This is a genomic window from Pseudomonas sp. AU12215, from assembly GCF_001675465.2.
Taxonomy (GTDB): domain Bacteria; phylum Pseudomonadota; class Gammaproteobacteria; order Pseudomonadales; family Pseudomonadaceae; genus Pseudomonas; species Pseudomonas nitroreducens.
In genome coordinates, this window is the sequence record NZ_MACM02000174.1 from 38712 (window position 1) to 51248 (window position 12537).

At 66.1% G+C, this 12537-nt stretch carries 10 protein-coding genes; 9 read left to right on the forward strand and 1 reads right to left on the reverse strand.

Annotation, left to right across the window (positions count from 1 at the left end):
* Positions 1–45: 45 nt before the first annotated feature.
* Together ubiD and A9513_RS28725 are read left to right on the forward strand one after the other, a co-directional pair.
* On the forward strand, positions 46–1512 hold the full coding sequence (gene ubiD, locus A9513_RS28720; protein WP_024765762.1) for a 4-hydroxy-3-polyprenylbenzoate decarboxylase: 1467 nt from the start codon (positions 46–48) through the stop codon (positions 1510–1512).
* 67 nt (positions 1513–1579) lie between these two features.
* Positions 1580–2548 (forward strand): CDP-6-deoxy-delta-3,4-glucoseen reductase, encoded by a 969-nt coding sequence (locus A9513_RS28725; protein ID WP_065086207.1) that lies wholly within the window; start codon positions 1580–1582, stop codon positions 2546–2548.
* Between the two features lie 141 nt (positions 2549–2689).
* On the opposite strand, the gene A9513_RS28730 is transcribed toward A9513_RS28725, so the two are convergent.
* Complete coding sequence (locus A9513_RS28730; RefSeq protein WP_024765760.1) at positions 2690–3610, reverse strand: LysR substrate-binding domain-containing protein; 921 nt, start codon at positions 3608–3610, stop codon at positions 2690–2692.
* Positions 3611–3859: 249 nt separating this feature from the next.
* Here A9513_RS28730 and A9513_RS28735 point away from each other — a divergent pair, with 249 nt between their 5' ends.
* The 7 genes from A9513_RS28735 (at position 3860) to A9513_RS28765 (ending at position 12427) form a co-directional block, all read left to right on the forward strand.
* Positions 3860–4978 (forward strand): ABC transporter ATP-binding protein, encoded by a 1119-nt coding sequence (locus tag A9513_RS28735; protein WP_065086208.1) that lies wholly within the window; start codon positions 3860–3862, stop codon positions 4976–4978.
* Between the two features lie 12 nt (positions 4979–4990).
* On the forward strand, positions 4991–5917 hold the full coding sequence (locus A9513_RS28740; RefSeq protein WP_024765758.1) for an ABC transporter permease: 927 nt from the start codon (positions 4991–4993) through the stop codon (positions 5915–5917).
* Complete coding sequence (locus A9513_RS28745) at positions 5917–6723, forward strand: ABC transporter permease (RefSeq protein WP_024765757.1); 807 nt, start codon at positions 5917–5919, stop codon at positions 6721–6723. Before A9513_RS28740 ends, A9513_RS28745 begins: the two co-directional genes overlap by 1 nt.
* A 164-nt stretch (positions 6724–6887) precedes the next feature.
* On the forward strand, positions 6888–7922 hold the full coding sequence (locus A9513_RS28750; RefSeq protein WP_024765756.1) for an extracellular solute-binding protein: 1035 nt from the start codon (positions 6888–6890) through the stop codon (positions 7920–7922).
* A gap of 167 nt (positions 7923–8089) precedes the next feature.
* Positions 8090–9550 (forward strand): amidase, encoded by a 1461-nt coding sequence (locus A9513_RS28755; protein WP_065086209.1) that lies wholly within the window; start codon positions 8090–8092, stop codon positions 9548–9550.
* A gap of 24 nt (positions 9551–9574) precedes the next feature.
* Positions 9575–10894 (forward strand): malonyl-CoA decarboxylase, encoded by a 1320-nt coding sequence (locus A9513_RS28760; RefSeq protein ID WP_065086210.1) that lies wholly within the window; start codon positions 9575–9577, stop codon positions 10892–10894.
* A 9-nt stretch (positions 10895–10903) separates the two neighbouring features.
* Entirely contained in the window at positions 10904–12427 is a 1524-nt protein-coding gene (locus A9513_RS28765; RefSeq protein WP_065086211.1) for a malonyl-CoA synthase, read from the forward strand.
* Positions 12428–12537 lie beyond the last annotated feature (110 nt).

Sequence of the window (12537 nt, forward strand, 5' to 3'; positions counted from 1 at the left end):
ATAGGCGGTAGACTGTCGCATCATCCTGCCGCCATCGAGACCCTCATGCAGTATCGCGACCTGCGCGAGTTCATCGCTGCCCTGGAGCAGCGCGGACAGCTCAAGCGCATCCAGGCGCCGGTATCCCCGGTGCTGGAAATGACCGAGGTGTGCGACCGCACCCTGCGCGCCAAGGGCCCGGCCCTGCTGTTCGAAAAGCCCACCGGCTATGACATCCCCGTACTCGGCAACCTGTTCGGCACGCCCGAGCGCGTCGCCTTAGGGATGGGCGCCGAGGACGTCTCCGAACTGCGCGAGATCGGCAAGCTGCTGGCCTTCCTCAAGGAGCCCGAGCCGCCCAAGGGGCTGAAGGACGCCTGGTCCAAGCTGCCGATCTTCAAGAAGGTCATCAACATGGCGCCCAAGGTCCTCAAGGACGCGCCGTGCCAGGAAGTGATCGAAGAGGGCGATGACGTCGACCTGTCGAAACTGCCGGTGCAAACGTGCTGGCCCGGCGACGTGGCGCCGCTGATCACCTGGGGCCTGACCGTCACTCGCGGGCCGAACAAGGAAAGGCAGAACCTGGGCATCTACCGCCAGCAGGTGATCGGCCGCAACAAGGTCATCATGCGCTGGCTCAGCCACCGTGGCGGTGCGCTGGATTTTCGCGAGTGGTGCCAGAAGCATCCCGGCCAGCCCTATCCGGTGGCCGTGGCCCTGGGCGCGGACCCGGCGACCATCCTCGGCGCCGTGACGCCGGTGCCGGATAACCTCTCCGAATATGCTTTCGCCGGCCTGTTGCGCGGGCACAAGACCGAGCTGGTCAAGTGCATCGGCAACGACCTGCAGGTGCCGGCCAGCGCCGAGATCGTCCTCGAAGGGGTGATCCATCCCGGCGAGATGGCCGATGAAGGCCCCTACGGCGACCACACCGGCTACTACAACGAAGTGGACCGCTTCCCGGTGTTCACCGTCGAGCGCATCACCCGCCGGCAGAAACCGATCTACCACAGCACCTACACTGGCCGCCCGCCGGACGAGCCGGCGATCCTCGGCGTGGCGCTGAACGAAGTCTTCGTGCCGATCCTGCAGAAGCAGTTCCCCGAGATCACCGACTTCTACCTGCCGCCCGAAGGCTGCTCCTACCGCATGGCGGTGGTGACCATGAAGAAGCAATACCCCGGCCACGCCAAGCGCGTGATGCTGGGTGTCTGGTCGTTCCTGCGACAGTTCATGTACACCAAGTTCGTTATCGTCACCGACGACGACATCAACGCCCGCGACTGGAACGACGTGATCTGGGCCATCACCACGCGCATGGATCCCAAGCGCGACACGGTGATGATCGATAACACGCCGATCGACTACCTGGACTTCGCTTCGCCGATCTCGGGTCTCGGCTCGAAGATGGGCCTGGACGCCACCCACAAGTGGCCGGGCGAGACCAGTCGCGAGTGGGGTCGGGTGATCGAGAAGGACCCGGCGGTGACCCGCCGCGTCGACGAAATCTGGGCGAGCCTGGGCATCGACTGACGGGCCGTCGAACACCAAGGGCGGCCATGCGCCAGAGGCCGTCCGCCTAGAAGAACGAGAACAGCGCTTGAAAGTGACCTTGCAACCCTCCGGTGCTCAGCTCGAGCTGAACCCCGGGGAACGTATCCTCGACGGTGCGCGGCGCCAGGGCTACGACTGCCCGCAGAGCTGCCGCAACGGCAACTGCCATATCTGCGCGGCGCTGCTGGTGGAAGGCCGTGTATGCCAGGATGGCGAGGTGCGCGACCACGGCGAACTCTTCACCTGCCTGGCCGAACCGCTGGAAGATTGCGTGCTGCACTGGGATGGCGTGCTGGCGCCTGGCGAGCTGCCGGTGCGCAAACTCTCCTGCCAGGTGACGCTCTGCGAGCCAGTCGGCGGTGATGTTTGGCGTGTGCGCCTGCGCGCCCCGGCCGGCAAGCCGCCGCGCTACCACGCTGGGCAGTACCTGCTGATCGAGCGCGACGGCAGCGACCCGGCGGCTTTCTCGCTGGCCTCCGCGCCGCAGGAAGGGCGTGACCTGGAACTGCACATCCTGGCCCGCGAGAACAGCGCCATCGACCTGCTGACCCAGTTGCAGCGCGACCGCTTCGCCCGCGTGCAGATGCCCTTCGGCGACGCGCACCTCGCCGACCTGCCGGACGGCCCGCTGGTGCTGATCGCCGCCGGCACCGGCATGGCGCAGATGCACAGCCTGATCGAGTTCTGCCGCGCCGCCGGCTTTGCCCATCCGGTGCACCTGTACTGGGGCGTGCGCCGCCCGGAAGACTTCTACGAGCTGCCGCACTGGGAGCAGTGGGAAAGCGTGCCCAACCTGCACCTGCACAAGATCGTCAGCGACCTTTGTGGTTGGCAGGGGCGCTGCGGCCTGTTGCACGAAGCGGTGTGCGAGGACTTCGCCGAGCTGGCCGGCCTGCGCGTCTACGCCAGCGGCTCGCCGGCGATGGTCTATGGCACGTTGGATGCGCTGGTGGCGGCGGGCATGGACCCGCATCAAATGCGCGCCGACGTCTTCGCCTACGCGCCGCGGGGCTGATTCGACCGCCTGGCGTCGTTGGAGCGCCTCGCCGTACTAAGTCGCACTGTCTTCGGCGCTCCGCCTAGCCATGCAGCCGACTCAGCCCCGCGGCCCCGGTGGAATACTCCCCTGCAGTTTCGTGGCGAGTTGTGCGTCCGACTATTCAGTCGAATCAGTCATGTGGGCCGCGGGTGGCGAGAACTCTTCCTGCAGCGCCGCACGAATCCAGTCCTCGAACCAGGCGACGTCGGCGCTTACCGCGCCGGTGGGCAGCAGCAACTGGTAGCTTTCCAGCGGCACTTCCTCGGGCAGCGGCCGCACCAGCGTGCCGGCGGCCAACTGGTGCTTTACCAGCACCAGGTTGGCCAGGGCGATACCGTGGCCGGCCTCGGCCATGGACAGCGCGTGGTCGTTGCTGACGTAGAGCACGTCGGAGTTCACCCGCAGGTCGAGGCCGATGGTGGACAACCAGAGGTTCCACCATTCGCCGTCGTCGACATGGATCAGCTTGTGCTGCGCCAGCTCGTGCACGCTGCTCAGCGGGCCGTGTTCCTCGAGATAGGCAGGCGAACACACCGGGAACACCGCCGGCCGCACCAGCGTGCTGTGGCACTGCGGATAGACGCCGGGAAGCCCGTAGACAATCCCCAGATCGGCGCTTTTACCGTCCACTTCGCTGAAAGTCGGGTTCGGCTCCACCGCCACCTTCAGACCGGGGCGCTGCTGCCGCAGGGTCTCCAGGCGCGGCATCAGCCAGCGTTTGGCGAATGCCGGCACCACAAGGATCTTCAGCCAGCGCGCGGTGCCGCCGGGGGCCAGTTCATGGCCGGCATCGGCGATCTGCTGCAGGGCTGTGGATATCTTTGCGTAGTAGCGTTGCCCGGCGGGCGTCAGGCTGACTCCGCGCGGGGTGCGCTCGAACAACTGCACGCCCAGCCAATCCTCCAGTAGCTTGACGTGTCGGCCGATGGCCGGCTGCGTCACATGCAGGTCTTTCGAGGCGGCGACGTAGCTGCCCAGGCGTGCGGCGGCCTCGAAGGCGCGGACGGCATTGAGCGGCGGAAGACGCTGGATGGACATGGCTGGACCTCGAAGGCGGGCTGAGCTGTTAAATTTCAGCTGTTAAATTATTTAATATCGAATGTAAGAAAATTGAGCTTTTCGCTCAACCACCTTTCTTCGAATATCCGCTCCAGCAGCATCACCACAATATCGAGCCGAACCCACGGCCAGCGCTGCATCCAGCGTTTACTCCAGCCCTGCCAGAACAACTACAAGATCCCCCGAACGCCAGCGTGCGGCGGACGGGAAGGATGCGGAGGTTTCACCATGAATGCCCTGCACAGCCTGCAGACGGCGGCGGTTTCGATCCGCTCCGTGCGCAAGGTCTACGGCGATCCGGCCAGCGGTCCCGTCGCGCTCAAATGCGTCGACCTGGACATCCGCGACAACGAATTCTTCACCCTGCTCGGCCCTTCGGGCTGCGGCAAGACCACCCTGCTGCGGATGATCGCCGGCTTCGAATTCCCCACCGCCGGGGAAATCCAGCTGTACGGCGAGAACATCGCCGACCGCCCGCCGTTCGAGCGCCCGGTCAACACCGTCTTCCAGCACTACGCACTGTTCCCGCACATGACCATCGCCGAGAACCTCGCCTTCGGCCTGGAATCCCACCCGATGGGCCAGCGCATGAGCAAGGTGCAGGTCGCCGAGCGTGTCCGCGAGATGCTCGCCCTGGTGCAGATGGAACGCTTCGCCCAGCGCAAGCCGACCCAGCTTTCCGGCGGCCAGCAGCAACGCGTCGCCCTGGCCCGCGCTTTGGCACCGCATCCCAAGGTGCTGCTGCTCGACGAGCCGCTTTCCGCCCTCGACCTCAAGCTGCGCCAGGCCATGCGTGAAGAGCTCAAGGCGATCCAGGCCAAGACTGGCATCACCTTCATCTTCGTCACCCACGACCAGGAAGAAGCGCTGACCATGTCCGACCGCATCGCCGTGCTCTCCGAGGGCGAAGTGCAGCAGGTCGGCCGCCCGGACGACATCTACGAGCATCCGCGCAACCGCTTCGTCGCCGATTTCATCGGCGAGACCAACTTCCTCCCGGCCCGCGTCGAGAACTTCGACGGCGACCGCGCTTACTACCGCATCGGCGGTGAGCAGTTGATCGAGGCCGGCTCCCGCGAGGGCCTGAAGGTCGGCGCCGAGGTCACCCTGTCGATCCGCCCCGAGCGCCTGCAACTGGTGGCCGAGGACACGTCGTCCGCCGCGCCCTGCACCGTCGTCCAGCAGATCTACCTGGGCACCGACCTGCAGTACCAGGTCGAGCTCAAGGACGGCAGCAAGCTGACCGTCCGTGCGCCCAACAGCGCCGGCCAGCGTCAGCGCCTGGTGGCTGGGCAGCGTGCCGGTCTGCTGTTCGAAAAAGGCAGTGCCAGCGTCCTGATGGACTGAGCGGAGGTGAGCATGAACCGGTTATCCGCAACCTGCGGCAATGCGCTGGAGCGGCGCCAGGCGCTGCGCAGCTTCCTTGGCGTGTCGCCCGCGCTGGTGTCCATCGGCCTGTTCCTGATCGTGCCGATCTTCATCGTCGTCGGTTACTCGCTGATGCAGGCCAACCCCTACGGTGGGGTGAACCCGCACTTCAGCGTCGACGCCTACGTCTCGCTGCTGTTCGAGCGCCAGCTCGACGACAGTCTGGCCTTCGCCGACTCGTACATGGTGATCGCCCTGCGTTCCATCGGTATCGCCGCGGCGACCACTGTCATCACCCTGCTGGTCGGCTTCCCGGTGGCGGTGTGGCTGGCCATGCAGCCGGCGCACCGTCGCGGCCTGCTGATCTTCCTGATCACTGTGCCGTTCTGGGCCAACCTGCTGATCCGCACCTACGCCTGGATCCTGCTGCTGCGCGGCACCGGCGTGGTCAACGGCACGCTGATGAGCCTGGGGGTGATTAACCAGCCGCTGAACCTGCTCTACACCGACGGCGCCGTGCTGCTGGGCCTGGTCTACACCTACGCGCCCTTCGTCGTGCTGCCGATCTACGCCACCCTCGAGAAGATGGACATGCGCCTGCTCGAAGCGGCCCAGGACCTTTACGCCGGGCGTATCCGCACCCTGCGCAAGGTGGTCCTGCCGATCGCTCGGCCGGGGATTCTCGCCGGCGCCATCCTCACCTTCGTGCCCTGCCTGGGCGCAATGATCGCCCCCGAGCTGCTCGGCGGCGGCACCAAGATGATGCTCGGCAACCTGATCTTCCGGCAGTTCAGCGACTCGCGGAACTGGCCCTTCGGCGCGGCGCTGTCGCTGGTGCTGATGGCCGCGGTGATGCTGGTGCTGATGTTCTACGCGATGCGCGCCGAGCGCCTGCGTATCGCTCGGGGAGGTGAATGATGCTCTCGCTGCTGACCAAGCGCCGTCTGGGCGTACAGGACTTCCGTGGCTTCGGCGTCCTGAGTTTCCTGTTCTATCTCTACCTCTACGCGCCCATCGTGGTGCTGGTGGTGCTGTCGTTCAACGCCAACCAGTCCGCCACCGTGTGGACCGGCTTCAGCCTCGACTGGTACCGCGCCGCGTTCGCCAACCAGGCGCTGCGCCAGGCCGCCGGCAACAGCCTGCTGATCGCCGTGTGCGCCAGCGTGATCGCCACGGCGATCGCCACGCTGGCTGCGCTGGGCACCTCGCGCGGGGCCAAGTTCAAGGGCCTGCGCCTGTCCATGGGAGCGATCATGCTGCCGCTGGTGCTGCCCGAGATCGTGGTCGGCGTCGCCACCCTGGCGCTGTTCTCCACCCTCGGCCTGTCGCTGGGCTACGGCAACCTGATCATCGCCCACACGGTGTTCTGCATCCCGTTCGCCTACTTGCCGATCCGTGCCCGCCTCAACGACATGGACCTGTCCCTGGAGCAGGCCGCCGCCGATCTCTACGCCGGGCCCTGGCGGACCTTCCGCAAGGTCACCCTGCCGCTGCTGATGCCGGGGATCTTCTCCGGGGTGATGCTGGCCTTCATCGTCTCGCTGGATAACTTCGTGATCTCGATGATGGTCTCCCAGGCCGGCACCACCACCTTGCCGATCTTCATCTTCGGCCTGCTGCGCATGGGCGTGACGCCCGATGTGAACGCGGTGTCGACCCTGATCCTCGGCGTTTCCGTGCTGTTCGTAACCCTGTCCTTCCTGCTTGGCAAGAAGAAAGCCTGAGAGCCCGCCCAATGCCTGTCCGAGCTTGCCCATGCGTCGTTGGAAACAGCCTCGAAATGCTCATTTACAGCCGTAAACTGCGCTTTCTCACCTGTTCCCGCCTCGTCTGGGCAGCGCTCGACCAGCCCTTGAACGGACTCTCCGCCCACATACCGGAGTAGAAGATGAGCAAACTGATCGCTGCTGTAGGGGCCACGCTGACGCTGGCCATGGCCGTCCACGCACAAGCCGCCGAGCAACTGAACGTGGTGAGCTGGAGTGGCTATTTTACCCCGCAGATCCTGGAGAAGTTCGAGAAGGAAACCGGCATCAAGGTGACCGTGGATTCCTACGACTCCAACGAAACCCTGCTGGCCAAGCTCAAACAGGGCGGCGCCGGCTACGACGTGGCGATTCCCTCCCACGCCTTCGTACCGATCCTGATCCAGGAGAAACTGCTGGAGCGCTTCGACCCGGCCGGCCAGCCGTACTACGCCAACGTCGAGGACAACCTGAAGAAGCCCGCCTGGGACCCGGAAGGCGCCTACGCCGTGCCCTTCATCTGGGGCACCACCAGCGTGGTGCTGGACAGCGCGAAATACAGCGGCCCAGCCGACAGCTACTCGGTGCTGTTCACCCCGCCGAAGGAGCTGCAGGGCAAGATCAACATGTTCGACTCGGCCAGCGAAGTCATCGATACCGCCAGCCTCTACCTGGGCATCCCGCTGTGCAGCGAGGACCCCAAGCAGATGCAGCAGGTGCTGACCCTGCTGAAGACCCAGAAGCCCTTCGTGAAGACCTACAGCTCCAAGGCCGGCTCGATCCGCGAGAACCTGGCCTCGGGCGAAGTCGACATGTCGATGTTCTGGGGCGGCTCGTCGATGCGTGCGCGTGAGATGAAATCCAGCCTGAAGTACCTCTACCCGAAAGAGGGCGTGATGGCCTGGGTGGACAACCTGGTGATCCCGGCCGGCGCCAAGCACCCGGAGAACGCGAAGAAATTCATCGCTTTCCTCAGCCAGCCGGAAAACTCGGCGATGACCCAGAACTTCCTCAAGCACCAGAGCCCGATCAAGGGCGTGGAACCCTTCCTCGATGCCAGCCTCAAGGATGCGCCGGAACTGCACATCCCCGAGGGCACCAAGGTGGTGTTCAGCAAGACCTGCGGCGAAGGCGCGATCCGCCTGGCCGACCGCATCTGGACCAACCTGATGCGCTGATCCCGCCAGACGGGAATACGGCACAGCGATGCACGCGTGCGCCAGCTCGGCGCAGCGGCATCGCTCGGCCTGAAGAACGCAACAAGCCTCGCCTGCCGGCGGGGTTGCTGAACCCGACATAGGCTTCCCATCTGCCGGAAGCTCCCGATGAAAGAAGGCCGCGCTCCATGAGCCAGTACAAGCACAACAACGAACTCGTCCAGCTCCAGGCCCATGAACTGGCCCAGCGCATCCGCCTGCGCCAGGTGTCCTGCCGCGAAGTTATGCAGGCACACCTGGCGCAGATCGAGCGCTACAACCCGGCGGTCAACGCCATCGTCAGCCTGCAGCCCGAAGAGCAGCTGCTCGCCGAAGCCGACCAGCGCGACGCCGAGCTGGCCCGCGGCGAATACCGTGGCTGGATGCACGGCCTGCCCCATGCGGTGAAGGACCTCTCGCTGACCCAGGGCATCCGCACCACCCTAGGCTCGCCGCTGTTCCGCGACTACGTGCCCGAGCGCGATGGCATCATGGTCGAGCGCATCCGCGCGGCCGGCGCCGTGCTGATTGGCAAGACCAACACCCCGGAATTCGGCCTCGGCTCGCACAGCTACAACCCGATCTTCGGCGCGACCGGCTGCGCCTACGCGCCCGACCGCACCGCCGGCGGCAGCAGCGGTGGCGCGGCGGCCGCGCTGGCGCTACAGATGGTCCCGGTGGCCGATGGCAGCGACATGATGGGTTCGCTGCGCAACCCGGCGGCGTTCAACAACATCGTCGGCTTCCGTCCGTCCCAGGGCCGCGTGCCCTTCGACGACAGCGCCGACCTGTTCATCGACCAGCTCGGCTACGAAGGCCCGATGGGCCGCAGCGTGCGTGACGTGGCGCTGCTGCTTTCGGTGCAGGCCGGCGGCGATGCCCGTGCCCCGCTGTCCATCGCCGAGAGTGGCGAGCAGTTCGCCGGCAGGCTGGAGCGCGACTTCAAGGGTGCGCGCCTGGGCTGGCTGGGCGACCTGGGCGGCCACCTGCCGATGGAGCGGGGTGTGCTGGAGCTGTGTCGCAAATCCTTCGCCGACTTCGAAGCCATTGGCTGCCACATCGAAGACACTGCCATGGGCTTCTCCGCCGAGCGTCTTTGGGACACCTGGCGCACCCTGCGTCACTGGATGGTCGCCGGCTCCCTCGGCGCGGCCTATACCGATCCTGCCAAGCGCGAACTGCTCAAGCCCGAGGCCATCTGGGAAGTGGAGAACGGCCTGAAGCTGTCCGCCATGGACGTGTTCCGCGCCTCCGCCGCGCGCAGCGACTGGTACCGCGCCATCAGCCAGCTGTTCGAGCGCTACGACTACCTGCTGCTGCCCAGCGCGCAACTGTTCCCGTTCGACAAGAGCTGGGACTGGCCGAAGGAAGTCGCCGGCAAGGCCATGGACACCTACCACCGCTGGATGGAGGTGGTGATTCCGGCCACCCTGTCCGGATGCCCGGTGGCCAACGTGTCGGTAGGCTTCAATGAACTGGGCTTGCCCATGGGCATCCAGATCATCGGCAAGCACCAGGCCGATATGGCCGTGCTGCAACTGGCCCACGCCTACGAGCAGGCTTCGCGCTGGTACCAGCGCTGCCCGCCGCCGATGCTGAAAGGCGACTGATTTATCCACAAGCGAGGGGGACGCATGAACATCAGCTTCTTCCAGGAACTGCTGCAGAGCATCAGCGAGCGCGGCCGGCAATTGCTGGAGTCGCGCGAGCCGGCGCCGGGCAATGCCCAGGCGCTGGCGCAGGCCTGCCGCAAACTGATCTCCGGCCATGGCGAGGCTTCCGGCGTGGCGCTGGCGCGGCAGGTGCTGTGCGCCTACCGCGACTGTCCGGAGGAGCAGCAGAAGGCTTTCTTCGACACGCTGCTCATGGACTTCGCGCCGCCTCATGACGCGCTGGCCGAAGCCTGCCAGCGCTATCTCGACGATCCTTCGTCGGCCAACACCACCCAGCTGTTCGAGGCCAGCGAACCACCGCGCCAGGAACTGTTCCGCCGCCTCAACCAGGCGCCGGGCGGCACCGCCGAGCTGATCGCCATGCGCCGCCGGTTGCTGGGGGAACTCAAGGGTAAACCCGAGTTGGCGGCCGTGGACCACGACCTGCAACACCTGCTGGCGTCCTGGTTCAACCGCGGCTTCCTGGTGCTGCGGCGCATCGACTGGTCGACCCCGGCGTCGATCCTGGAAAAGATCATCAAGTACGAGGCCGTCCACGCCATCAAGGACTGGGACGACCTGCGCAGCCGCCTGCAGCCGGCCGACCGCCGCTGCTTCGCCTTCTTCCACCCGGCGCTGGCGGAAGAACCGCTGATCTTCGTCGAGGTGGCGCTGACCCGCGCGATGCCGGGCGCGATTGCAGACATTCTCGAGCCGGCGACAGACGTTCAGCCGGCAGAGGAACCCGATACGGCGGTGTTCTATTCCATCAGCAACTGCCAGGACGGCCTGCGCGGCATTTCCTTCGGCAACTTCCTGATCAAGCAGGTGGTGGAAGAGCTGGCAAGGGAGATTCCCGGCCTGCGCCAGTACGTCACCCTGTCGCCGGTACCCGGTTTCCGTCGCTGGCTCGACGGCCTGGGCGACGACCCGCAACTGGGCGCGGCCGCCGCCGACCTGCTCAAGGCGCTCAAGCCCGACGCGCCGCCACCGCCGCGCACCGAGCAGCCGCTGCTGGCGCTGGCCGCCGAATATTTCCTGCACGCCAAGAACGGCGCCGGGCTGCCGCTGGACCCGGTGGCGCGCTTCCACCTCGGCAACGGTGCCCGCCTGGAGCGCCTGAACTGGCGTGGCGACCTCTCCGCCAGCGGCCTGCGCCAGGCAGCCGGGCTGATGGTCAATTACCGCTACGAACTGCGCCAGATCGAAAAGAACCACGAAGCCTACGCCAACCAGGGCGCGGTCGCGGCCTCACCCGAGGTGCGCAAGCTCGCGACGCTGTCGGCGAAAACAAAACGCTAGGACCTCACCATGAACCAGAGTCTTTTCGCCGAAGTCGGCAAACACCTGCCCAGCGACCTGTCCAAGCCCTTCATCCGCACCCCATTGGGTGGCGGCTACAGCTATGCCGACATGCTGCGCAGCACTTCGCAGTTCGCCCATGCGCTGGTGGAACTCGGCGTGCAGCCGGGCGACCGCGTGGCCGTGCAGGTCGACAAGAGCCCCGAGACGGTGATGCTCTACCTCGCCGTACTGCGCGTCGGCGCGGTCTACCTGCCGCTCAACAGCGGCTACACCGGCGACGAGCTGCGCTACTTCCTCGACGACGCTGAGCCTTCGCTGTTCGTCTGCGCGCCGGCCTTTGAAGCCCAGGCCCGCGAACTGGCCGAAGCCAGCGGTGTGGCTCGTGTGGCGACCCTGGGCGACCAGGTCGACGGCTCGCTGATGGACGCCGTGCATGGCAAGCCGGGGCGCTTCGTCGACGTGCCGCGCGCCTCCAGCGACCTCGCCGCGATCCTCTATACCTCCGGCACCACCGGGCGTTCCAAGGGGGCGATGATCAGCCACGGCAACCTCGTCTCCAACGCCCGCGCACTGGTGGATGCCTGGCAGATTACCGGCGAGGACTGGCTGCTCCATGCCCTGCCGATCTTCCATATCCACGGCCTCTTTGTGGCCTGCAACAGCCTGCTGATGGCGGGCGGTTCGATGCTCTTCCTCAGCAAGTTCGACGCCGCGCAGATGCTCCGCCTGCTGCCCCAGGTGAACCTGCTGATGGGTGTTCCGACTTTCTACACCCGCCTGCTCGACCAGCCCGGCCTGACCCGCGAGGCGGTGGCGCACATGCGCCTGTTCATTTCCGGCTCCGCGCCGCTCACCGCCGAGACCCACAAGGCGTTCTCCGAGCGCACCGGCATGGCGATCCTCGAGCGCTACGGCATGACCGAGACGGGCATGAACACCTCCAACCCGCTGGATGGCGAGCGCATCGCCGGCACCGTCGGCTTCCCGCTGCCGGGCGTCGAGCTGCGCATCACCGATCCTTCGCAGTCCGAGCCGGCCCCGCTGCCCCAGGGTGAGCCGGGGATGATCGAGGTGCGTGGGCCGAACGTGTTCCAGGGCTACTGGCGCATGCCGGAGAAGACCGCCGAGGAGCTGCGCGCAGACGGCTACTTCATGACCGGCGATATCGGTTTCATCGACGACAAGGGCTATGTGCAGATCGTCGGCCGCAACAAGGACATGATCATCAGCGGCGGCTTCAACGTTTATCCCAAGGAGCTGGAGGAAATCCTCGACACCCTGCCGGGCGTGGTCGAGTCGGCGGTGATCGGCGTGCCGCACCCGGACTTCGGCGAGGGCGTCACCGCCGTACTGGTGGCCACCCAGAGCCAGGCGCCGAGCGAGGCCCAGGTACTCGCCGCGCTGGATGGCAAGCTGGCGCGCTTCAAGCAGCCCAAGCGGGTGATGGTGGTCGATGCGCTGCCGCGCAATGTGATGGGCAAGGTGCAGAAGAACGTACTGCGCGAGCAGTTCAAGGCGCTGTATTCCTGAACCCGGAGTCTCCCTGTAGGAGCGGGCTGCGCCCGCGATCGCGCGCATGGCACGCTCCTACAGGTTTTGCTCCGACGTGAAAAAGCCCCGCTGATGCGGGGCTTTTTCAT

Coding starts and splice junctions, on each gene's coding strand:
- ubiD (WP_024765762.1), top strand. CDS start 46: ATGCAGTATCGCGACCTGCGCGAGTTCATCGCTGCCCTGGAGCAGCGC.
- A9513_RS28730 (WP_024765760.1), bottom strand. CDS start 3,610: ATGTCCATCCAGCGTCTTCCGCCGCTCAATGCCGTCCGCGCCTTCGAG.
- A9513_RS28735 (WP_065086208.1), top strand. CDS start 3,860: ATGAATGCCCTGCACAGCCTGCAGACGGCGGCGGTTTCGATCCGCTCC.
- A9513_RS28740 (WP_024765758.1), top strand. CDS start 4,991: ATGAACCGGTTATCCGCAACCTGCGGCAATGCGCTGGAGCGGCGCCAG.
- A9513_RS28745 (WP_024765757.1), top strand. CDS start 5,917: ATGCTCTCGCTGCTGACCAAGCGCCGTCTGGGCGTACAGGACTTCCGT.
- A9513_RS28750 (WP_024765756.1), top strand. CDS start 6,888: ATGAGCAAACTGATCGCTGCTGTAGGGGCCACGCTGACGCTGGCCATG.
- A9513_RS28755 (WP_065086209.1), top strand. CDS start 8,090: ATGAGCCAGTACAAGCACAACAACGAACTCGTCCAGCTCCAGGCCCAT.
- A9513_RS28760 (WP_065086210.1), top strand. CDS start 9,575: ATGAACATCAGCTTCTTCCAGGAACTGCTGCAGAGCATCAGCGAGCGC.
- A9513_RS28765 (WP_065086211.1), top strand. CDS start 10,904: ATGAACCAGAGTCTTTTCGCCGAAGTCGGCAAACACCTGCCCAGCGAC.